The 22,890-nt window shown below is 49.4% G+C and carries 20 protein-coding genes, 1 pseudogene and 1 other annotated feature; of the genes and pseudogenes, 17 read left to right on the forward strand and 4 right to left on the reverse strand.

The features are described 5' to 3' along the window. Nucleotides 1-139 precede the first annotated feature (139 nt). The 4 genes from PGS38_RS08485 to PGS38_RS08500 all read left to right on the forward strand — a co-directional run bounded on the left by PGS38_RS08485 (nucleotide 140) and on the right by PGS38_RS08500 (nucleotide 4,107). The gene (locus PGS38_RS08485) at nucleotides 140-970 is read left to right on the forward strand and encodes an alpha/beta hydrolase (RefSeq protein WP_055219937.1); all 831 of its coding nucleotides are present in this window, start codon (nucleotides 140-142) and stop codon (nucleotides 968-970) included. Nucleotides 971-990: 20 nt separating this feature from the next. Continuing rightward, nucleotides 991-1,263 carry a hypothetical protein gene (locus PGS38_RS08490; RefSeq protein ID WP_022461797.1) on the forward strand — a complete coding sequence of 91 codons (273 nt, stop codon included), beginning with the start codon at nucleotides 991-993 and terminating at the stop codon, nucleotides 1,261-1,263. A gap of 79 nt (nucleotides 1,264-1,342) precedes the next feature. Beyond that, nucleotides 1,343-1,645, forward strand: a binding site (T-box leader). A gap of 180 nt (nucleotides 1,646-1,825) precedes the next feature. Continuing rightward, the gene (locus tag PGS38_RS08495) at nucleotides 1,826-3,529 is read left to right on the forward strand and encodes a proline--tRNA ligase (RefSeq protein ID WP_270476143.1); all 1,704 of its coding nucleotides are present in this window, start codon (nucleotides 1,826-1,828) and stop codon (nucleotides 3,527-3,529) included. A 74-nt stretch (nucleotides 3,530-3,603) separates the two neighbouring features. Then, the gene (locus tag PGS38_RS08500) at nucleotides 3,604-4,107 is read left to right on the forward strand and encodes an NUDIX hydrolase (RefSeq protein ID WP_117804932.1); all 504 of its coding nucleotides are present in this window, start codon (nucleotides 3,604-3,606) and stop codon (nucleotides 4,105-4,107) included. A 150-nt stretch (nucleotides 4,108-4,257) separates the two neighbouring features. Here the strand turns inward: PGS38_RS08500 and PGS38_RS08505 are convergent, their stop codons facing one another. Together PGS38_RS08505 and rfbD are read right to left on the reverse strand one after the other, a co-directional pair. Further along, nucleotides 4,258-5,556 carry a dicarboxylate/amino acid:cation symporter gene (locus tag PGS38_RS08505; RefSeq protein WP_022462385.1) on the reverse strand — a complete coding sequence of 433 codons (1,299 nt, stop codon included), beginning with the start codon at nucleotides 5,554-5,556 and terminating at the stop codon, nucleotides 4,258-4,260. Beyond that, nucleotides 5,556-6,401: a dTDP-4-dehydrorhamnose reductase gene (gene rfbD, locus PGS38_RS08510; protein WP_117509864.1), complete on the reverse strand. Its 846-nt coding sequence runs from the start codon at nucleotides 6,399-6,401 to the stop codon at nucleotides 5,556-5,558. Before rfbD ends, PGS38_RS08505 begins: the two co-directional genes overlap by 1 nt. A gap of 212 nt (nucleotides 6,402-6,613) precedes the next feature. Here rfbD and PGS38_RS08515 point away from each other — a divergent pair, with 212 nt between their 5' ends. Together PGS38_RS08515 and PGS38_RS08520 are read left to right on the forward strand one after the other, a co-directional pair. Further along, a complete protein-coding gene (locus PGS38_RS08515) occupies nucleotides 6,614-7,945 on the forward strand; it encodes an MATE family efflux transporter (protein WP_117804950.1) in 1,332 nt (443 codons plus the stop codon). Between the two features lie 162 nt (nucleotides 7,946-8,107). After that, a complete protein-coding gene (locus PGS38_RS08520; RefSeq protein ID WP_117802377.1) occupies nucleotides 8,108-9,334 on the forward strand; it encodes a dicarboxylate/amino acid:cation symporter in 1,227 nt (408 codons plus the stop codon). Nucleotides 9,335-9,401: 67 nt separating this feature from the next. Here the strand turns inward: PGS38_RS08520 and PGS38_RS08525 are convergent, their stop codons facing one another. Continuing rightward, nucleotides 9,402-10,616, reverse strand: coding sequence for a GNAT family N-acetyltransferase (locus PGS38_RS08525; protein WP_022462381.1), 1,215 nt, complete (start codon nucleotides 10,614-10,616; stop codon nucleotides 9,402-9,404). Nucleotides 10,617-10,872: 256 nt separating this feature from the next. On the opposite strand from PGS38_RS08525, the pseudogene PGS38_RS08530 reads away from it, so the two are divergent. The 10 genes and pseudogenes from PGS38_RS08530 to PGS38_RS08575 form a co-directional block, all read left to right on the forward strand. Then, nucleotides 10,873-11,109 (forward strand): annotated as a pseudogene (locus tag PGS38_RS08530) (TIM-barrel domain-containing protein); the annotation flags it as partial. A gap of 191 nt (nucleotides 11,110-11,300) precedes the next feature. Continuing rightward, nucleotides 11,301-13,379, forward strand: a complete 2,079-nt coding sequence (locus tag PGS38_RS08535; RefSeq protein ID WP_330591463.1) for a diguanylate cyclase — start codon at nucleotides 11,301-11,303, stop codon at nucleotides 13,377-13,379. A gap of 253 nt (nucleotides 13,380-13,632) precedes the next feature. Continuing rightward, the gene (locus PGS38_RS08540; protein WP_117761637.1) at nucleotides 13,633-14,424 is read left to right on the forward strand and encodes a shikimate kinase; all 792 of its coding nucleotides are present in this window, start codon (nucleotides 13,633-13,635) and stop codon (nucleotides 14,422-14,424) included. Next, nucleotides 14,408-14,593: a hypothetical protein gene (locus PGS38_RS08545; protein WP_270476145.1), complete on the forward strand. Its 186-nt coding sequence runs from the start codon at nucleotides 14,408-14,410 to the stop codon at nucleotides 14,591-14,593. The genes PGS38_RS08540 and PGS38_RS08545 overlap by 17 nt, the downstream gene beginning before the upstream one ends. 229 nt (nucleotides 14,594-14,822) lie before the next feature. Then, nucleotides 14,823-16,574, forward strand: a complete 1,752-nt coding sequence (locus PGS38_RS08550) for a peptide ABC transporter substrate-binding protein (protein ID WP_173827630.1) — start codon at nucleotides 14,823-14,825, stop codon at nucleotides 16,572-16,574. A 115-nt stretch (nucleotides 16,575-16,689) separates the two neighbouring features. Next, nucleotides 16,690-17,646 (forward strand): ABC transporter permease, encoded by a 957-nt coding sequence (locus PGS38_RS08555; protein WP_022462669.1) that lies wholly within the window; start codon nucleotides 16,690-16,692, stop codon nucleotides 17,644-17,646. Between the two features lie 10 nt (nucleotides 17,647-17,656). After that, nucleotides 17,657-18,574, forward strand: coding sequence for an ABC transporter permease (locus PGS38_RS08560; protein ID WP_022462668.1), 918 nt, complete (start codon nucleotides 17,657-17,659; stop codon nucleotides 18,572-18,574). Between the two features lie 18 nt (nucleotides 18,575-18,592). After that, the gene (locus PGS38_RS08565) at nucleotides 18,593-19,624 is read left to right on the forward strand and encodes an ABC transporter ATP-binding protein (protein ID WP_022462667.1); all 1,032 of its coding nucleotides are present in this window, start codon (nucleotides 18,593-18,595) and stop codon (nucleotides 19,622-19,624) included. Next, nucleotides 19,624-20,625, forward strand: a complete 1,002-nt coding sequence (locus tag PGS38_RS08570) for an ABC transporter ATP-binding protein (RefSeq protein ID WP_022462666.1) — start codon at nucleotides 19,624-19,626, stop codon at nucleotides 20,623-20,625. Before PGS38_RS08565 ends, PGS38_RS08570 begins: the two co-directional genes overlap by 1 nt. 3 nt (nucleotides 20,626-20,628) lie before the next feature. Beyond that, nucleotides 20,629-20,982: a hypothetical protein gene (locus PGS38_RS08575; RefSeq protein ID WP_022462665.1), complete on the forward strand. Its 354-nt coding sequence runs from the start codon at nucleotides 20,629-20,631 to the stop codon at nucleotides 20,980-20,982. 81 nt (nucleotides 20,983-21,063) lie between these two features. On the opposite strand, the gene PGS38_RS08580 is transcribed toward PGS38_RS08575, so the two are convergent. Beyond that, nucleotides 21,064-21,651 carry a P-loop nucleotide/nucleoside kinase family protein gene (locus PGS38_RS08580; protein ID WP_022462664.1) on the reverse strand — a complete coding sequence of 196 codons (588 nt, stop codon included), beginning with the start codon at nucleotides 21,649-21,651 and terminating at the stop codon, nucleotides 21,064-21,066. A gap of 166 nt (nucleotides 21,652-21,817) precedes the next feature. Here PGS38_RS08580 and ispG point away from each other — a divergent pair, with 166 nt between their 5' ends. After that, the gene (gene ispG, locus PGS38_RS08585) at nucleotides 21,818-22,873 is read left to right on the forward strand and encodes a flavodoxin-dependent (E)-4-hydroxy-3-methylbut-2-enyl-diphosphate synthase (protein WP_022462663.1); all 1,056 of its coding nucleotides are present in this window, start codon (nucleotides 21,818-21,820) and stop codon (nucleotides 22,871-22,873) included. The last annotated feature ends 17 nt before the right edge of the window (nucleotides 22,874-22,890 follow it).

Genomic DNA, 22,890 nt, shown 5'->3' on the forward strand with positions numbered 1-22,890 from the left:
ATTGCTATAAACATGATTATATCGTGAATTGCTTCGGGGTGCAAGCCGGAACCGGAGGAACGCAAAACTCCACGTTGACGAAACGCGGAAATAAGGCGTAAAATAAAGAAAAATATATATCCACAGGGGGATTTTTATTATGGCATTTATTCAGGTAAGCTTCATGTCAAAAACTTTAATGCGCACCGTACCGCTGCAGGTTATTCTGCCGGTCGACAAATTTACCTTTGGGCAGCCGGAGCGCGAGGAAAAACCGTTTAAAACGCTGTATTTGCTGCATGGCATTTTTGGGAATGAGACAGACTGGGTTCATGGAACCAGAATCCAAAGATGGGCAGAGGAGAAAAACCTTGCCGTTGTCATGCCGGCCGGCGAGAATGCGTTTTATGTGGATCAGCCGTCCATCGGTGCCATGCACGGACAGTTTATCGGAGAAGAACTGGTTGAGATTACAAGAAAAATGTTTCCGCTGTCCAGAAAAAGAGAAGACACCTTTATCGGAGGCCTTTCCATGGGTGGTTTTGGAGCACTCAGAAATGGCCTGAAATATCACGATACCTTCGGGGCTGTGATCTGCCTGTCCGGTGCACTTCATGTGCTGGAAAATCCGGAAGAGAGCAGAGCGGACAGCTTTGCACATGAAGAAGGTTATTTCGGAAATCTGGTCGAAGCAGCAAAGAGTGACAAAAACCCGGCTGTTCTTATCGAGCAGTTAAAGGAAGCACGGAAAAAAGATCCGTCTGTCAATGTGCCGACCGTATTCCAGGCGTGCGGAACAGAGGACGGACTTCTGGAAGTAAACCGTCTCTACCATAAACGGATGGAAGAGAGCGGCATGGACATTGTCTACTATGAGAGTAAGGGTGGCCATGAATGGGATTTCTGGGATGAGTGGATCAAAAAGGCACTGGACTGGCTGCCACTTGAGGAAAAGACGGAAGGCCTGAACAGCGGAAACGTAAATGTTTAAAGGAAAAAGGGAGACAGGCAATGCCAGAAACGAGAAATGACGAATTGTACCGTGCGTTAAAACACAACGGTTACCCGGACGACTTCTGCCGGGAAATTGCATACCGCCAGATGAACACGGACTTTACCGCCACGCGGATGCTCGGCTATCTCTACCGCGTCACAAGCCCGCGCGCCGAGGACGTTGTCGATGAGATGCTGGCTATTTTGAGTGACCGCAAAGCATGGATTGAGAAAAAACAGTCTGAGGAAGCCCAGGCGGCAATCAGCAGAATGTACCGGGAAGGTCTGTAACCTGTGCGGGCGTTTATGCAGAAAAAGCGGAAGGAACGGGCTTGCATTCTTTTCCGGTTTCTGCTACAATCAGTGCAGTGAAAAAGCGACGAAAAGAAACAGTAGCGACAGAGCGCATTCAGAGAGAAAGCGGCAGGTGAAAGCTTTTTGCAGAATCTATCGTGAACCGGTCTTGGAGCTGTGCACCGAAGAGAAGAAAATCCATCAGGGAAAATTTATTTCGTAGGCTGCACCGGGATCTCCCGTTACAGAGAAGGTACAGAGAGCAGAGATCACGCGTATTACAAAATACAAAAATCGTGGGGTACAAATGCTTTGTGTCAGAGTGCAGGAGTTTTCCTGAATTTAGGTGGTACCGCGGATAAAAAAATTCGCCCTAAACTGCAGCTTGCGGTTTAGGGCTTTTTTCTGTTTGAAAACGAAGCATCTAACTCGTTACTTCAGTGATGAGTTAGATGCGTAAAATGTTGACTAAAAGCTTAAAATCGGACAGGCTGGAATGTTCTCGCGTCTGGAAGACTTCAGATGTTGAAAACCCAAAGAATAAGGAGGAAATCAGAAAATGAAACTTGAAAAATTAGTAGGAGAGCGCTTCAAAGAAAGACCTGCTGACTGTGTCATCGACAGCCATGCTATTATGGTAAAAGGCGGATACATCAAATATATGGCAAACGGAATCTATTCTTCCTATCTGCCGCTGCGCCGCATTGTGCGCAAAATCGAGCAGATCCTGCGCGAGGAGATGGACAAAATCGACGGCCAGGAAGTGCAGTTCCCGGTTGTCATGCCGGCTTCTCTGTGGGATGAGTCCGGCCGTTACGATAGCATCGGCGATGAACTGCTGCGTTTCACCGACCGCAACAATGCCAAAATGGTACTCGGCATGACCCACGAGGAGGCAGCCGTACACCTTGTACGCGAGTATGCACAGAGCTACACCAAATATCCGTTTATGATCTATCAGATCCAGACAAAATTCCGTGATGAGGCCCGTCCGAGAGCCGGACTGATCCGTGTGCGTGAGTTTACGATGAAGGATGCTTACTCCTTCCATACCAGCCAGGAAGATCTGGAGCAGTATTACGAGAAATGCCACGCAGCATACGAGCGCATCTTCGAGCGTGTCGGCGTGCCGGAGGTGGTATCTGTCAAATCCGATTCCGGTATGATGGGCGGAAACATCTCCCATGAGTTCATGCTTCTGACTCCGGTCGGAGAGGATTCCATCGTTCTGTGTGATTCCTGCGATTACAGAGCCAACATGGAGGCAGCTGAGAACATTTCCGATATCGCAAGAGACGCAGAATCCGCTGCACTCGAAAAGGTTTATACACCGAACGTCCACACCATTGAAGACGTCTGCAATTTCTTCGGAGACGAGACAAAGAACTCCTGCAAAGCCGTTGTTTATCAGCAGAATGTTGATGATAAATACGTTGTCCTTTTCATCCGCGGTGATCTCGAAGTCAACGAGACGAAGCTGGTCAACTTCCTCGGCGAGCAGGTTCACGCAGCCGTGATCACCGAAGAATGCGGACTGAACGCAGGCTATATCGGACCTGTGAACCTGAAGGTGAACGGAGATGCCGTTGTTCTCTATGATAAATCCCTCGAGGGAAGAAACAACCTTTCCTGCGGAGCCAACGAGGCAGAGCATCATTACAAAGGACTCGACATGGAGCGCGACGTTCCGAATGCCGAGTATCACGATTTTGCAAAAATCCAGGAGGGCGGCATCTGCCCGAAATGCGGCAAAAAGACCGTGAAGATTTCCAGGGGTATCGAGGTCGGAAATATCTTCCAGCTTGGAACCAAATATACAAAATCCATGAATATGACCTATGTCGATGCAAACGGCGAGAGCAAGACCCCGATCATGGGATGCTACGGTATCGGTGTCGGCCGTCTGGCAGCATCGGTCTGCGAGGCACATCACGATGAGTACGGCCCGATCTGGCCGAAAGCTATCGCTCCGTGGCAGGTACACCTCTGTGCGGTCCGCGTCGATGACGAGGAAGTAAGAGCATACGCGGACAAGCTGTACGAGGATCTGCAGAACGCAGGCATCGAAGTGATCTACGACGACAGAAGCGTCAGAGCCGGCGTAATGTTTGCCGATGCCGACCTGCTCGGCATTCCGCTTCGCATCATCGTAAGCCCGAAAAATATGAAACAGGGCGTTGTCGAGGTTGCATCCCGCGATAAGACTCTGAAAACACAGATTCTGCTGGAAAATGTGATGGAAGAGATTAAACAGTATCTGTAATGATTCAGAACCATGCGAAAGGGAAGAAAAATCGCGATGGGGTTCGGAAGAAGTTCGACAGGAGAAAACACGATATGGAACTCTGGGATATCTATGATGAAAACAAACAGCCGACCGGCCGCACGATGAAGCGGAATGACTGGCATATGAAGCCGGACGAGTTTCACCTGACGGTGCTCGGCGTAATCGCAAGACCGGACGGAACCTTCCTTATCACAAAACGTGTCATGACGAAAGCCTGGGCACCGGGCTGGTGGGAGGTTTCCGGCGGCGCGGCACAGGCAGGAGAGAGCTCTTGGGAGGCCGTGCGCCGTGAGGTCAGAGAGGAAACCGGACTCGATGTGAGCAAGGCTGACGGCGGTTATCTCTTTACCTACCGGCGCATCAACCCGGATGAGAGAGACAATTACTTTGTCGATGTCTATCGCTTCGTGATGGATGTCAAAGACGAAGATCTCCATCTTCAGGAGGAAGAAACAGACGGCTACCGTTTTGCTACGTTGGACGAAATCAAAGGGTACGCCGCAGAAGGTAAATTCCTGCATTACGACAGCATCCGCCAGGCATTTGAACTGTAACAGAGAAATAAGATAATAAAAACGCGTTCCCGCCGGAAACCACAGGGGTTTCCGAAAACGGGAACGCGTTTTTGTAATTTACAGGATTCTTTCTTGCCGTAGGCATGCCTGAAAAGGGCTTTTCGTAAGCGCGTAAGCGGTTCCTTGCGGTTAATCGCGATTGAACACTTCGCGGTTGAGCGCCTTTTCCTGATGGCTGACAATCGTTGTGCAGACAGCATCGCCTGTGATGTTGACGGCGGTACGCAGCATATCGAGAATACGGTCGATACCCATGATAAGAGCGATACCCTCCGTTGGCAGTCCGACGGAATTCAGTACCATAGCCAGGGTAACAAGTCCGACGCTTGGGATACCGGCGGTACCGATGGAAGCCAGTGTTGCGGTAACAACAACCGTTGCGAGGTTTGCCGGGGTCAGATGAATACCGTACGCCTCTGCGATGAAGATGACAGCGACACCCTGCATAATGGAGGTACCATCCATGTTGATGGTTGCGCCGAGCGGAATGGTGAACGAAGAAATCTGCTTCGAGACACCCATCTTTTTGTTCAGTGTATCAATCGACATCGGGATTGTCGCGTTGGAGGTTGCGGTGGAAAATGCAAATCCCATAACCGGAAGGAATTTCTTCACGAATTTAATCGGATTCAGCCGTGTGAATACGAACAGAAGAACCTGATAAATGACGAAGCACTGCAGTGCCAGCGCCAGTGTTACATTTCCCATGTATTTCAGCATCGGTGCGAACGCAGAAAAGCCGACCGTTGCAAAGGTACGTGCAATCAGACAGAAAACGCCGACCGGGGCCACCTTCATGACCGTCATGGTCATTTCCATCATGACATCGTTAAACTGGCTGATAAAGTTGGAAACGACCGAAGCGCGGTTTCCGAGCTTTGCCAGCATTACGCCGACAAACAGGGCGAATACGATGATGGGAAGCATATCGCCGTTTGCCATGGAACCAATCGGGTTCTTCGGGATGATGTTGAGCAGTGTATCCACCAGGCTGACGCTGGAATCTGCTGCTGTCGAGGACAGGTCGGCTTTCTGAACCGCACTCATGTTAAGTCCGAGACCCGGGTGAATGAGCAGGGCGGTTCCAAGTGCGATGCAGACGGCAAGTGCTGTGGTAACAAGGTAAAAGCCGATCGTTTTTACGCCGACCTTTCCGAGGGTTTTGCTGTCTCCGATGGACATACTTCCGCAGACGAGGGAGCAGAAGACAAGCGGTACGACAAGCATCTGCATCAGGCGGATAAAGCCCTGTCCGATGACATACAGCACACCTTCTACGATGACGGTGTCCTTGATATAGCTGGACGGGATCCAATAGTGAATCACCACGCCGAGCAGCGCACCGGCCAGCAGGGCAATAAAAATCTGGGTGGAAAGCCCGGGCTTCTTTTTTGACTTTTCCGTTGTTTCTTTTCTGTTTCGGACCATTATTCGATTCCTCCGGTTTCTTCGAGATATTCTTTCAGTGCCGTTTTCCAGTCGAGCGGCTCAGGAATACCGGTCAGGCGGAGCATCATGTTGTCCAGAACAGAATAGGTCGGGCGGACATCATCGCGTGCGACAACCGGGTAGAGATCAAGGTCACCGGTTTTTCCGGTATACTCGAGGATGGTTCTTGCAAACTCATAGCGGCTGCAGCTTCCGGGGCAGACAACGTGGTACAGACCATACTCCTCGCTGTCGATAAAGTGGCAGATCACGCGCGCAAGCTCAAAAGCACTGGTCGGAGCCGCATACTGGTTGTTTGGAACCTCCATCGTGCCGCCCTTTGCCGCATTGCGGAGTACTTCGTCCACAAAATCGCGGCCGATCCCGTAAATCCAGGAGCTTCGGATGATGACAAAGCGGTTCAAAAGCTGTGTCAGGATTTTCTCTCCGGCCTCTTTTGATTTTCCGTAGATCGTACGCGGATGCACGGTATCAAACTCGTTGTACGGGATGCGGGATTCCTTGTCGAAAACGTCATCCGTTGAGATCTGAATAACCTTTGCGTCGATATCATTGGCGGCAAGCGCTACGTTGCGCACACCGATGGCATTGACACGATAGGCTTCGTCGATGTTTTTTTCACACTCGGCAACGTCGGTCATACCGGCGCAGTTGATGATAACGTCGGGACGGTTGACATAAACGAACTGTGTGACTTCATCGATTTTGGTAATATCAACCTCGTGAATATCCGTTGGAAGAAGCTGATATTCCACACCCTCCAGCAGTTCCAGAAGGGCAGTACCGATGTGGCCTTCGGCACCTGTAATCCATATTTTTTTCATAGGTTCTCTCCTGTCCTTGATTTATATACAGAAAAACTGTAATTGTATTTATTTTACCTGTGGACTTTACAGAAGTCAATAAATTATGGAAAGTCTCTGTGCAGAACCGGAAAAAAGTGGTATCATTTCTGTATATGTCTGCAGTGTAAGACTGCATATCTGCTACAAAAGAAGGAGGAGTATTTTTGAAAAAGAACAAATATGAAATCGACATGTGCAACGGCACGATTATGGATAAGCTGATTTCCTTTTCGCTGCCGCTGATGGTGTCGGGAATTTTACAGCTCATGTTCAATGCGGTTGATATTATTGTAGTCGGACGGTTCAGCGGAAGCCAGGCGCTTGCGGCTGTCGGATCGACAACGGCACTCATCAACGTGTTCATCAACCTGTTTATGGGAATTTCACTCGGTGCGAATGTACTGGCGGCGCGGTATTATGCGGCGGGGCGCGACCGGGAGATGTCGGAAACGGTACATACATCGATCATGCTGGCGCTGATCAGCGGCGTTGTGATGGCGTTTGTGGGCGTATTTTTTGCAAAAGGCGCGCTGGAGCTGATGGATACACCGGCGGATGTCATTGATCAGTCGGCATTGTATATGAGAATTTACTTTATGGGAATGCCGTTTTTCATGCTGTACAACTACGGTGCGGCGATTCTGCGTGCCGTCGGCGACACGAAGCGGCCGCTGTATTTCCTGATTGTATCGGGTGTGATCAACGCTGGTCTGAATATGTTCCTCGTGATCGTGTTCAGTCTCGGCGTGGCAGGTGTGGCGATTGCAACGGTGGTTTCGCAGGCGATCTCCTGCGTGCTGGTTCTGCGGTGCCTCTATAAGAGCGAGGGAAGTTATCAGCTCCGGTTCTCGAAGCTGTGCCTGAAAAAGGATTACATCATCCCGATTTTCCAGGTCGGCATCCCGGCGGGTATTCAGAGTACCGTCATCAACTTCTCGAACGTGCTGCTGCAGTCATCCGTCAATTCCTTCGGTTCGATTGCAATGGCAGGCTACACGGCGGCCAACAATGTGCTGGGATTTTTATACACCTCAGTCAACTCCGTCACCCAGGCGTGCATGAGCTTCACAAGCCAGAACTACGGTGTCGGAAAATACAAACGAATGGATAAGGTGCTGATCGACTGCCTGATTCTCTCCAGCGGCATCGCACTGGTGATGGGTGGCGGCGCGTATCTGTTCGGTACGGAAATCCTGCAGATTTACACCGGGGACCCGGAGGTTATCCGCTGCGGTATGGAAATTCTGTCGATCACGACGGTTCCGTATTTCCTCTGCGGCATCATGGACCTCTTCCCGGGAGCCCTGCGCGGTATGGGATGCTCGGCGGTGCCGATGATTCTGTCCGTCATCGGAACGGTCGGAACGCGAATCGTGTGGATCTTCGGCATTTTCCCGCAGCACCGCTCGCTGTATGTGCTGTTCATTTCGTATCCGGGATCGTGGATCATCACGATTATCATGCAGGTGATCTGCTATCTGATTATGCGGAAGAAAGTCTACAGCCGGGCAGCAGCCGTATAAAAAAGAGAAAAAAGACAAAAAGCCAGAAAAACCGCGGATAAATCCATTTTTAGGTGGAATTATCCGCGGTTGTGTGATAAGATGACTGTATGCGAAGAGGCAGGTAGAAGATACAGGGACACCTGCCTCTTACTCTGTGAAAAAGGAGAGAAGAGAGAACATATGAAAAAGTTTTATGCATGGTATCAGAAGCATATTACAGGTGCGATCTTTACCGGACTGCTTCTCGGTATCTTAACCGGACTTCTTCTGGCGGACCGCTTTACGCCGATTCTGACCGTAACCGGCGTCATCGGCGGCATCTACATGAACGCCTTGAATATGATGATTTTCCCGATGGTATTCTGCTCAATTGTCATGGGCATCTGCAGCATCGGAAATGCAAAAACGACAGGTAAGATCACCGGCTACTCGATGATTTTCTTCCTGTGCACCACCGCGATTGCAAGTGCAGTCGGCATTATCATTCCAAGACTGATCCGCCTCGGAAAGGGAGTCCATTTTGAGATGGCAACTTCCGATATCCAGGCGACCGAGATGACCAGCATCCTCGACACGATCAAAAACCTGATTCCGTCCAATCCGGTGAAAGCATTTGCGGAGGGCAACATGCTCCAGGTACTCGTGTTCGCTGTCGTTGTCGGCTTTACGCTGATTGCGGTCGGAGAGAAGGGACAGCCGCTCTTAAACGTGATCGACTCCCTGAATGAGGTCTGTTTAAAAGTCATCAGCACCGTTATGTACTTCACCCCGATCGGTGTCTTCTGTACGATCGTGCCGGTTGTCGAGGCAAACGGAACCAAAACCATCGTTTCCCTGGCAACCCAGCTCATCATTCTGTATGTGGCATTCTATGGATTTGCGATCGTCGTCTACGGCGGCGCTGTAAAACTCATCGGAAAGACGAGTCCGGTCAAGTTCTTTAAGGCGATCATGCCGGCAGCCCTGAATGCATTCGGAACATGTTCCAGTTCCGCGACGATCCCAATCAGCAAGCGCTGTGTCGAGAAAGAACTCGGCGTTTCGAACCAGATCAGCAGTATCGCAATCCCGCTCGGTGCCACCGTCAACATGGATGCGGTATCGATCCTGATGTCGTTTATGATCATGTTCTTCGCAAATGCCTGCGGCATCAGCGTCAGCATTTCGATGATGGTGATCATTCTGCTTGCCAACGTCCTGCTTTCTGTCGGAACACCGGGTATCCCGGGCGGTGCGATCGCATCGTTCGCAGCACTCGCCACGATGGCAGGTCTTCCGGCCGGCGTCATGGGCGTTTACATCAGTATCAATACACTGTGTGACATGGGTGCCACATGCGTCAACGTCATCGGCGATATGGCAGGCTGCGTTGTGCTGCAGGAGAAAATCAAACTGGAAGAAAACTAAAAAATGTTACATAGAAAAAGAGGGATTCCTTTCACGGGAGTCCCTCTTTTGCAATGCGTAAAATAAATTAAATATAGTCCGAAACATATGGAATATGGTGGAAGAGCAGGTCGTCCAGGCATTCCACAGTCTGTGGCGTCGTTTCGATGCGCGCCATCTCATACAGCTTGGAAGCCGTCTTGTAGCCGAGCAGCAGTGTCGTGAGCGATGCGATCGTCATTTTCATCACATGGTCCGGCTCGCGGTCGGTCGGCACACAGTGTCCTTTTTCAAAGAAGAATGTGAAGCTGTCATTGTTCCACGGAAGCAGCTCATCCTCGATCTCAAAACGGATACACACATCCGGCTCGTCCGGGTCGCAGGCGTAATGTTCCATAAACTGCACGACATCGATGATACGCCCCATCGAGTACGGGCGAATCGTTTCTTTGATATCGCTGTCCTCAAGCTCGAACGCGATGGGTTCACTGTAGTAGTTATTTCCTTTGACCTCATCGATCATGGAATCGTGCGCATGAATATACTCCCAGAGTCCCAGCTGCGCTTCGCGGTTCAGATAGATCATCTCTTTGATATGCATGATATCGGAGCTGATCAGATAGACCATGTAGCCGTACGGCACATCATCAGCGGAATAGTAGATCGCAACGACGGTATCATCCTCATCCCAGCGGAAATATTCTTCCCACGCCAGATTGTTGCGGTAGAGGCAGCCGTGCGTCTTCGAAGCAAATTTGGTATGTAGTTCCTTAAAATCCTTGTCATCCCATGCTACGCGGCGCACATAGCCAGGGGCTTTGAGTTTCCGCGGCACCTGCGTGTCCTTGATGGTGTACGTCATCTTATTGGAAATGATTTCCCATCCGAGATTCCGGTAGAGCGGAATAGAGTAGGGATAGAGAAGCGCAAAGGAACGGTGGTTTTCCCGCATGCGCGTGAGACTCCGGATCATCAGCTTTTTCATGATGCCCTGGCCGGTGTATTCCGGGTAGGTGCAGACGCTGGTGACAAAACCGACGGGATAGCGGACACCGTAGATATTCATGTCCAGCGGATAAACCGCGAACTGTGATACCAGATCCTCCTCGCAGAAACAGCCGAGCACATCGGCACGGACGAGAACCGGGAATTTGGACTGCTTGATTTCATCGTCTTTCCATCCGCTTTCGGAAAGCTCCTGCTCTGTAACCTGAAAGGCGTAGCGCAGAAGTGCATTGTACTGCTCTGCGTCGTCGATGGTCAGCGGGCGGAAGGTTAAGTTCGAATCTTTCGTTTGAATCATGGATTACTCCCTCATTTTATTGTGAATCAAAGTATAGTGAATCAGATACTTTATTTTTTCGTAAATATTCTATCATAAGAAATGGAATTTGTGCAGTTAAAAATAAAGCCCATTCCGCAAATTTGGTAAAAAGATCAAAATAGTGTTAGAAATCGGATAAAAACTTCAAGAAACAGACAAAAAAATCTAATAAAATGAAAAACATACAGGGATAGTCTGCGCGAAAAAGTAGACATACGATTTCCAGGGTGACTGCGTTGAGATCGACGTGTTCAATCCGGAGACAAGAAAATATGTCTGGGACGTATGCAAGAAGAACTACTACGATTACGGCATCAATGCTTTCTGGCTGGATAACTCCGAGCCGGATTACGGTGTTTACGATTTCGATCATTACCGCTATATTGAAGGACCGGCGCTCTCCTGCAGCAACATCTATCCGCAGTTATACAGCCGTGTCTTCTATGATAAGAAGAAAAAACCGACCGCGTAAAACCGGTCGGTTTTTTTGAATAAATTTCCATTACAGGACGGTTTTTGTACACTTTTTTCTTGACGAAACGGGAAACAATCGTTACACTATTATGTATAACTGTAATTAAAATGGGAAAATGTAGCAAAACGCGGAAGCACACAAAGGGGTAATGAAGTTTTGTGTGTACCGGGGAGAAGAGAGGGAAACAGATGAATCAGACCGAATTGCCGGAATGTGAAAAAATAAATAAGAAAGAGCCTTCTAAGGATGTTCAGATGACACAGAAACAGGCAGAACGTCTGGTGGAACATCTGAAGAATATTTTCATGTATGTGCGGGTTCTCCGTCCGGATGAGATCGGAGATTTTATTATCGATGAAGAGAATGGCAAGCTGTGTGAATGCTACGCAGTATGGAACAAAGCGATGCCGTGCCTTAACTGTATTTCCGAAAAAGCCCTGCGGGAGAAATCGCAGAAATCAAAAATGGAATGCATTGCGTCGAATGTGTATCAGGTCATTGCAAGATACGTGGAGATCGAAGGAGAACCATGCGTGATCGAGATGATCAACCGTCTCGACGATGAAACACTGATGGACTCCGAAGGACGCCAGAATCTGGTAAGCAAGCTGAACAGCTACAGCGAAGAGCTGTATCGTGACGCGCTGACCGGAGTATTCAACCGCCGCTACTTCGAAGACCAGATCCGGGACGCCAGCTTTTGCTGCGGCGTAGCCATGATCGATCTCGATGATTTCAAATTATACAACGATACATACGGCCACAATGCCGGAGATATGGCGCTTGACACCATTGTAAAGACCGTCAAGCGCTGCACCCGACGTACCGACCGTCTGATCCGCTTAGGAGGAGACGAATTTCTGCTGGTTCTGCCGGAGATGGATGAGGAAAACTTTGTACAGAAATTAAAACAGATTCAGTCACAGATCCATGAGGCACAGGTGCCGGGCTACTCGAAGATGCGTCTTTCCGTCAGCGTAGGAGGTGTTCTGACAAGAGATGAGACGATCGGCGAAGCTGCGATGCGTGCCGACCAGCTGATGTATCTTGCAAAACAACGGAAAAACATGGTTGTCACCGAGAAAGACCAGATCCTGGGTTGTCAGGACGATGTTGTCCGTCAGGAAAACCGCAGAGAAAAACAGCGCATCCTGATCGTGGATGATTCCGAGATGAACCGTATCATCCTCTCGGAGATTCTGCAGGATGAATACGATATCATCGAGGCTTCCACCGGCGAAGAGTGCCTGCGTCTGCTGGAAGAATACGGAACAGGCCTTGCGCTGATCCTTCTGGATATCGTCATGCCGGGCATGGACGGTTTCGGAGTGCTTGACTACATGAACCGCAACCACTGGATCGAAGAGGTTCCGGTCATCATGATATCGAGCGAGGATTCCACCACATTTGTGCGCCGTGCGTATGAGCAGGGCGTATCCGATTATATCAGTCGTCCGTTTGATGCAAAAGTTGTTTACCAGCGTGTCTTCAATACGATCAAATTATATGCAAAACAGCGCCGTCTCGTGACGCTCGTCACCGAGCAGATTTACGAAAAAGAGAAAAACAATCAGATGATGATCAGTATCCTGAGTCATATCATGGAATTCCGGAATGGCGAGAGCGGACTTCATGTCCACCACATCAACGTTCTGACCAGTATGCTCCTCGAGCGTCTGGTACAGAAGACAGACCGCTACCACTTAAGCTGGTCCGATCAGCTGATGATCACAACGGCATCCGCGCTGCACGATATCGGAAAGATGGGCATTGACGAGAACATTTTAAATAAGCCGGGAAGGCTGACGAAAGAAGAGTTCGAGGAGATGAAGAAACATACCCTGATCGGAGCGTCCATGCTGAAGAGCCTGGAACTGTATCAGGACGAGAAGCTGGTACAGATTGCGTACCAGATCTGTCGCTGGCATCATGAGCGGTACGACGGAAAGGGTTACCCGGACGGCTTAAAAGGTGAGGAGATCCCGATTGCAGCCCAGGTTGTATCGATTGCCGATGTTTACGATGCGCTGACAAGCGAGCGTGTCTACAAATCGGCATACACGCACGAGAAAGCCATCGAGATGATCCTGAACGGCGAGTGCGGTGCCTTCAGCCCGCTGATGCTCGAGTGTCTGCTCGATATCAAAGATGCCATCTGCGAGGAGCTGAACACCATATCCGAAGAAAAACAGACTTCGATTCAGATTGAAAAGCTGAAAAAAAATCTGAAATCGGGGGGGGGCAGAGCTGAGTTTTCTGAACTCTGATGAGAAGTTATCCACAGAAGATGCCTGGGAGAACAGGTATCATGCGGATTCGAAAGACGATCTTAAATAAAAATATACCAAAACCCATGGATTTCTGAAAAGATTCCATGGGCTTTTCGCACCTTTGTGCAAATTTTTGTTGTGATTCCGGAGGACAACTGCTATAATAACAGAAAATGTCAAAAAATACGACAAAAATACCGGAAGAGGGCTGTGCGAACAAGTACACACAAGTCTGGAAAGGATAAATATCATGAATCAGTTGGAAGTATTACGAGAGAGCCTTGGACAGTGCGATGAGATTATTCTGGATGCGCTGCTGATGAGAAACCGTATTGTCGAGGACATTATGGTATATAAAGAAGCAAATAACGTGCCGATTCTCCAGCCGGAGCAGGAAGCAAAACAGAAGGAATGGCTGGAACGCCGGATGCAGGAAAAACGCCATAAAAACGAAGTGGCGGATGTTTTCGAGAGCATCACAAGAAACAGTAAAAAGATTCAGGCAAGAAAGCTGTTCAATTATAATATTGTACTGATTGGCTTCATGGGAGCCGGAAAGAGCACCATTTCCGATTATCTCAAAACCGTGTTTGCCATGGATATCATCGAGATGGATCAGATCATCGCAGAGCGTGCCGGTATGAGCATCTCCGATATTTTTGAGACTTACGGCGAACAGTATTTCCGTGACTGCGAGACGAATCTTCTGATTGAAATGCAGTCGAGAACAAACGTTGTCATTTCGTGCGGCGGCGGAACTCCGATGCGTGAGTGCAACGTTGCGGAGATGAAAAAGAACGGCCGCGTTGTTCTTCTGACTGCAAAGCCGGAGACGATTTTAGACCGTGTCAAAGACAGCCACGACAGACCGCTGATCGAGAACAACAAAACCGTTCCGTTTATCGCAGATCTGATGAGCAAGCGCCGTGAGAAATATGAGGCCGCAGCCGACATTATCATCGAGACGGACGGAAAGAGCGAGCTGGAGATCTGTGAGGAGCTGATCCACAGCCTGCGGCAGATGGATGCAAAAGCGGAATAAAAGAGAAAAAGCAAAGAAAAAGAAGAAGCAAGAAAAAGCAAGAAAAAGAAAGAAAAAGCAAGAAAAAGCAAGAAAAAGCAAGAAAAAGCAAGAAAAAGAAGAAGGAGAATGCTGTGTGCGACGGCAGCCTCCTTCTTTTCCTTTTGATACCGAATTGCTGCGCACTTAAAAAATACAAAATGTGTAGGAAAAAAGATTGACAAAAAAGATATTTTTCGATATTCTGATAAAAGTTGGGCTAAAATCACGTGAAAAAAGTGAAAAAACAAGGTATTATTTCGTGCTATTGTCCGAATAAGAGAAAAAATTCAGGATAATTATATGAAAAACAATGGCCCGTGTGCAGACATAGCCGGATCAGCCGGGGAGGGTCTGCGGAAAACAAAGGAGGAACATCAATGAGAAAAAGAAACAAAGTCGTTTCTCTGCTTTTGGCAGGATGCATGGCAGCCGGTCTTCTGGCCGGATGCGGAAGCAGCGGAGAGACACAGGTAGCAACTGCTGACAATGCTACAGCGGCATCGACCAGTACTGGAGCAGCGGATTCTGCAGCACCGGAGACTGCAGGTGAAGTGGACGGACAGATCAATCTTCGCGCGGTATCCTTTGGAAACAACTTCGATGTACAGGATATGGGATGGCGCTGGATGATGGCAGAGTGCTACGAAGGCCTGATGCGTGACGTAGCAGATGAGAACGGAGACCGTTTCGAGTACGCCGGTGCAGAATCCATGGACGTATCCGACGACGGACTGGTTTATACCTTCCATCTGAGAAAGGATGCAAAATGGTCCGACGGACAGCCGGTTACCGCAGCAGATTATGAGTACGGATGGAAACGTCTGTTAAATCCGGAATACGGCTATTCCTATTCTTTCTTCCTGTTCAACGTAGTAGGAGCAGAGGAGTATTATAACGGACAGGGTTCTGCCGATGATATCGGAATCAAAGCAGTTGACGATTACACCTTCGAGGTTACCTTAAAGGTAGCGGATCCGACCTTCCAGTCCAAGCTGGTAGCAACTCCGCTTTACCCGACCCGTCAGGATGTCGCAGAGGCAGCCGGAGACCAGTGGGGAAAAGACTGGACAAAATGTGTCTACAACGGACCGTTTGCCATGACAAACCTGGTAGAAGATAACTCCATGACATGGGTGAAGAATGACCAGTACTGGGATAAGGACAACGTAAAACTGAATCAGGTAAACTGGTACTGTGTAGCAGAGAACGCAACAGCAGCAACCATGTTCGATAACGGACAGCTGGACGTTTTCGATGCAGCAGGCGATTATATTGCAAAATATGACAAAGAAGTAGAAGCAGGCAATATGCAGACCATGACCACCGAGTACCCGGGAACTATGGTTCTGTGCTACGAGCAGTCTGAGGGCGGAAAATCCGGTCTGATGAAAAACGTAAACATCCGCAAGGCAATTTCCTACTCCATCAACCGTGAGGAGATGGTATCAGCTGTTTACGGAAGATACACCGCAGCTTACGGCTTCGTTTCCCCGGCGATCACGCTCGACGGAACTTCCTACCGCAAGCAGGCGTCGGAGACCATGAAAGAGGAATATGAGCAGTATGCAGGAGATGCAGACAAGTTAAAAGCACTGTTCCAGAAAGGCCTTGATGAGCTTGGTATCACCGACAAACCGGAAGACATCACCATTACACTGCTGTCCCAGGGTTCTGCTACCGAGAATCAGCTCGAGAGAGAGTACCTGCAGCAGTCCATTTCCCAGAATCTGGGCGTAAAGGTAGAGCTGAACACCGTTGGTGATTACCAGATGTTTGCAAATGAGCGCGATAACAAGAACTACGATATCTTCGTAGGCGGATGGTTCAGCGATTACAACGATCCGCTGGATTTCCTGAACGTCATGAAGACAGGCGTTTATGATTCCTACGGCCTCTATAGCAACAGCGAGTACGACAGCCTGATCGATTCTCTGACCGGAGAGAACGACAACGCAAAACGCCTTGAGATTTACCAGAAGCTGGAAGATCTGCTGGTTGCACAGGATTGTGGTGTTGCACCGCTGTACTACTCTGATAAACATTACTATTATCAGAACTGGGTAAAAGATTTCTACACATCCTCCTTCGGCGCAAGCCAGGAGCTTTACAGAGCAACTGTAGAGAAATAAAAAAAGCAGCAAAACAGAAGAAATGAGGGAAGAAGGGCTTATGAAACAATAGGCTCTTCTTTCGCTATCATAATAAAATTCCGGTCGGAAAAGACCGGACAGGGAGAGGATTTTTATGCCAAAATATTTACTGCGCCGTTTCGCGGAAATGCTGATCACACTGTTTCTGATTGCAACGGCCACGTTTTTCCTTCTGGAAGCGGTTCCGGGAGATCCGCTGACGGAGCGTGCGAGCAAGCTCTCGCCGACCGTAAAGGAAAACCTCTATAAGCGCTACGGCCTCGACAAGCCGATGATGGAGCGCTATGTGATCACAATGAAGGGAATCTGCAAGGGAGAGTTCGGGGAATCTGTTGTTTATGCGGGACAGACGGTACAGAAGCTGATTCATGACCGTCTTCCGGTATCCGCCCGCCTTGGTATCCAGCAGGTGCTGGTCGGTATCACGATCGGTCTGCTGCTTGGAATTCTTGCGGCAATGAGGAGGGGAAGCTTCTGGGACTATATGGTGATCGCCCTGTCGGTCCTCTTGATTTCCATTCCGAACCTGATCTTTGGTCTGATGCTTCAGAAAATTTTCGCAGGTAACCTGAAGGTTCTGCCGACGATCGGCTGGCCTGCAGGAAAGGATCTGTGGTTCGGCGGATGGGAATATACAATTCTTCCGACCCTGACAGGATGCTTTTCTTATATCGCAACGTATGCGCGTCTGCTGAAAACATCGATGCTCGATGTGATCAATCAGGATTACGTGCTGACTGCTGAATCGAAGGGCTTAAGCCGCGGACAGATTATCCGCCGCCATATCCTTCGGAACTCGTTTATCCCGGTTATCACACAGCTTCCGATGTCGGTTGCCATGTGTATCACAGGCTCCTTCTTCATCGAGAGCATCTTTTCCATCCCGGGAATCGGACAGTATTATGTGACGGCGGTCAATAACCAGGATCTTTCCATTATCATGGGAGAGACGGTTATTATCGCAGCACTTTACATCGGTGTTCTCTTTATCACGGACCTGCTGTACGTGGTCGTTGACCCGAGAATCAGTCTGACAGGAAAGAGCAGATAAGGAGGATATTATGGCAGCATTAACACCGGAAAAATTTAAAGTAATAGGATACACCGAGGAAGATGCGAACCGGATTGACCGCCCGACCATTTCCTACTGGCAGGACGCCTGGAGACGGCTCCGCAAAAATCCGATCGCAATGGGATCTCTTGTTGTGCTCGGCATTCTGCTTGTCATGGTCATCATCGGACCGCATATCAAAGGATATGATTATGTATCCATGAATATCGCCGAGAAAAACCAGGGCGTATCGTCAAAATACTGGTTTGGAACCGACAACCTGGGACGTGACCTCTTCTCAAGAGTCTGGGTCGGCGCGCGGGCATCACTGATCATCGCGATCGTTGCAACGGCAATCAAACTCATCATTGGAACGGTATATGGCGCGCTGATGGCACATTTCGGCGGCTGGGTCGATGAGGTTCTGATGCGGATCATCGAGGTTATCAACTCGATTCCGTCTCTGCTTCTTACGATTCTGATCATGATGATTCTTGGAAATAACCTGTTTGCACTTCTGGTCGCGCTTAGTGTCACCGCATGGTGTAACACGGCACGTCAGGTGCGCGGTATGATCAAACAGCTCCGTGAGACGGAATACGTTTACGCGGCGGAGGTGCTCGGTGCAAAACCGCTCCGCATCATCTTAAAACACTATGTACCGAATATGCTGGGTATCCTGATTCTGGATACGGCGACGGCAATCCCGATGTTTATTTTTACGGAGGCAGGTCTTAGCTTCCTCGGCATCGGCCTCAAGGCACCATCGATCAGCCTTGGTGTCCTGATTTCGATGGGACAGCAGAACATGGATTTCTATCCGTCACAGCTTCTGTTCCCATGTCTCGTGCTCTGTATCATCGTTATGGCATTCAACCTTCTGGGAGACGGCCTGCGCGATGCCCTGGATCCGAGACTTCGCCAGTAATAAGTGGGAGATAACGATATGAACGAACAAAACAATCCGATTCTGGAAGTAAAAAACTTAAGAGTCTCTTATCACACCTATGCCGGTGAAGTAAAGGCAGTCCGCGGTGTACAGTTTTCTCTCGAGAAAGGTCAGGCGCTCGCAATTGTGGGCGAATCCGGCTGCGGAAAATCTGTAACGGCGAAATCCATCATGGGCCTCATCAAGGCCCCGCAGGGTGAGATTAAAGAGAACAGTGAAATTCTCTATCATGGAGAGAATATTCTGAAATACAACAAAAAACAGTGGCAGCATTACAAAGGCGGCGAGTGTGCAATCATTTTCCAGGATGCGCTGGCTTCCTTAAATCCAACGATGCGTGTCGGAAAACAGATTATGGAAAATCTGATGGGCCATAAAAACATGACAAAACAGGAAGCGGCAAAGGAGGCTGTCGAGATGCTGCGCATGGTCGGCATCCCGGAGCCGGAAAAACGTGTCAGACAGTATCCGCACGAATTTTCCGGCGGTATGCGTCAGCGTGTTATGATCGCGATTGCATTTGCCTGCGATCCGAAAATTCTGATCTGTGACGAGCCGACGACCGCGCTCGATGTGACAATTCAGGGACAGATTCTCGATATTATCAAAAATCTGCAGAAGAAAAATCAGACGTCCGTCATCATGATCACACATGATCTTGGTGTTGTGGCAAATATCGCACAGAAGATTGCGGTCATGTATTCCGGTATTATCGTGGAGAGCGGAACGTGTGAGGATATTTTCTATCGTCCGCGTCACCCGTACACCTGGGCGCTGATCCGTTCCGTACCGCGTCTGGATCTGAAAAACAAGCAGGAACTCGCGACAATTCCGGGAACTCCGCCGGATCTTTTAAACCCGCCGGTCGGATGTCCGTTCTGCACGCGGTGCAGCTACTGTATGCCGATTTGTAAGGAAGAGATGCCGGAGGCAACGGAATTCGGCGGCGAGCATAAGGCTGCCTGCTGGCTCCATCACCCGATGGCACCAAAAGTAGAAATGCCAAATCTGGAAGGAGGAGAATTGTAATGGAAAATAACGAAAAAGAAGTGCTTTTTTCCGTTTCCCATCTGAAAAAATATTTTCAGGTCGGAAACCATGCGACCTTAAAGGCCGTGGATGATGTCTCCTTCGAAATTTACAAGGGTGAGACACTTGGAATGGTTGGCGAGTCCGGATGTGGAAAGACAACATGCGGCCGTACCTGCATCGGCCTGTATGACAAGACCGACGGACAGGTGCTCTACAAGGGAACCGATGTCCATGCGTTAAACGGAAAAGAGCGGTTTGCCTTCAAAAAACAGGTACAGATGGTCTTTCAGGATCCGTATGGATCGCTTGACCCGCGTATGACAGTTGCCGATATCATCGGCGAGGGAATCGATATCCATCATCTGGCGAAGAATAAAAAAGAGCGCCAGGAGATGATCTACAAATATCTGGAACTGGTCGGACTGAACCGCGAGCATGCGAACCGTTTTGTGCACGAGTTTTCCGGCGGACAGCGCCAGCGAATCGGTATTGCGCGTGCGCTTGCCGTGCAGCCGGAGTTCATCGTTCTCGATGAGCCGATCTCCGCACTCGATGTTTCGATCCAGGCACAGATCGTCAATCTTCTTGTGGATCTGCAGAAAAAGATGGGACTGACCTATCTTTTCGTTGCCCATGATCTGTCGATGGTCAAACATATTTCCGACCGTGTGGCGGTTCTGTATCTGGGAACGCTCGTCGAGCTGACGACATCCGAGGAGCTGTACGCCAACCCGCGCCACCCGTACACACAGGCACTGCTCTCCGCGATTCCGATTCCGGACCCGAAAGTAGAGGCAGAGCGCGACCGCAAAAAAATCCGCCTCGAAGGCGAGGTGCCGAGCCCGATCAACACGAAGCCGGGCTGCAAATTCCAGGGAAGATGCAAGTACGCAAAAGACATCTGCCGACAGCAGATGCCGGAATTAAAAGACGTGGGCAACAATCACTTTGTGGCATGTCATTTCTGTGATGCGTTAGAAGAAAATAAGGAATTGTAAAACATGGAAAAGATAAAGAACATCTGCTGTGATCTCGGCAGAGCATTTACAATCGGCCTGCTCTCCGGCGGCGCTGCGGCAGCTGTGCTGCTGCTGGGAGGATTCCTCTTTGGGGGATTCACGTTCCGCGCTGCCCTTGAGGCGGCGAAAGACGGCTTGCTGCTGATCGCGGCCCTCGGCATGTTCGTGATCGCCGGAATGCTGATGGTAAAAGGCAAAAACCCGGAGAAATTCACGCAGAAGGAAAAATGGCGCGTCCACTTTGCCGTACTCGGATATAAGAGTGTGTTCGCAGTTCTCTGCGTTTCCTGGGTGCTGTGGGCGGCAGCGGCGGATTATCTTTTGTATCGGATGTGAAAATAGTTTCTATAAATAAAAAGAGAATTTTGCAGACTGTAAAAATGAGGTCCGGCAAAATTCTCTTTTTTCGTTTAGTCGTTATTCGTCTTCGAGACGGGAGATAACCATCTCCATGGATTTCTGATATTCTTCATCCGAAGAATTGTAGAACAGCATCAGATCGAGGCAGCTGCTCATTTTCTTCAGTGCTTCCGGGATGGAGTAGTCGATCGTTTTCACATATTCATCCCAGTGCTCCAGCTTCCACGTATCGCGCACGGAGTTGCGGTCGATCATGCGCTGGTGGCAGATCTCCGGTTTTGTGACAACCCAGATCACAACAAGCTTTGCCCCATGGTCAGCGAGCTTTTTGGAGAAGTCTTTCAGGAACTTCTCATCATGCACTTCGCGTGTGAATGGTGCGTTGATCAGCACAATATTGTCATACTCGAGTGCTTCCAGTCCGAAATTGACCGTTACTTCATATTCATAATCGCGGATATTCTCCTCGAAGAAATCAGAACTGCGGTTGATTTCCTGTCCGCCCGCTTTGAAAACGCGGTTCGACAGCGGAATGACCGTATCCTTGTCGAGATAAACAACGTGTTTCAGCTCCTTGGCGAGCTGTTTTGAAATGTATGTCTTTCCGCACGCCGGCGGCGAGGTTACGAGGATCATCTTTTTCATCGTTTGTATGTCTTCCTTTCCAGTTGAATAAAAAAATCACTCCTAGCATTATAGAAAATTTGGGAAAAAATTGCAAGAGAAAAGATGGTTGTGCCGGAGAAAAAATTGTCTTATAATAAAATAAGATTTTTATGCCATCACGGAGAAAATAAATGGAGGAAAGACAATGAGCAGAGCAAATACACGAGTTGTGAAAATCGGCGACCGGGTCATCGGAGGCGGAAATCCGATTCTGATCCAGTCTATGACGAATACCAAAACAGAAGATGTGGAGGCAACCGTAAAGCAGATCCAGGCGCTCACGGAAGCCGGATGTGACATTATCCGATGCGCCGTCCCGACCATGGAGGCAGCCAAGGCGCTGTCCGAGATCAAAAAGCAGATCTCGATTCCGCTTGTAGCAGATATTCATTTTGACTATCGATTGGCGATCGCCGCGATCGAAAACGGAGCCGATAAAATCCGCATCAACCCGGGCAACATCGGCAGCCGCGACCGGATCCAGGCGGTTGTAGATGCAGCAAAAGAACGCCAGATTCCGATCCGCGTCGGCGTCAACAGCGGTTCACTCGAAAAAGAGCTGGTGGAAAAATACAACGGCGTAACGGCAGAGGGCCTGGTGGAGAGCGCGCTCGACAAAGTGCGGATCATTGAGGAGATGGGCTATGACAATCTCGTCATCAGCATCAAATCGTCTGATGTGATGATGTGTGCAAAAGCGCATGAGCTGATCACGAACCAGACGGATCATCCGCTTCATGTCGGCATTACGGAGGCGGGAACGCTGTATTCCGGCAACATCAAATCGGCAGTGGGGCTCGGTATTATTTTATATCAGGGCATCGGAGATACGATCCGTGTTTCCCTGACCGGCGATCCGCTCGAGGAAATCAAATCCGCAAAACGGATCTTAAAGACCCTGGGACTTCGAAAAGGCGGCATTGAGGTCGTATCGTGTCCGACCTGCGGACGGACCCAGATTGATCTGATCGGACTGGCAAACCAGGTGGAAACACTGGTGCAGGGCTACGATCTTGATATCAAGGTTGCCGTCATGGGCTGCGTGGTCAACGGACCGGGCGAGGCAAAAGAGGCGGATCTTGGTGTTGCAGGCGGAAAAGGCGTCGGCATTTTAATTAAAAAAGGTGAAATCGTGAAAAAAGTACCGGAGAGCGAGCTGCTGTCCGTCTTAAAGGACGAGCTGGATCACTGGGGCAAGTAGAAAAGAAAGCAGGAATA

The organism is Fusicatenibacter saccharivorans, assembly GCF_027667425.1.
Lineage (GTDB): Bacteria > Bacillota > Clostridia > Lachnospirales > Lachnospiraceae > Fusicatenibacter > Fusicatenibacter saccharivorans.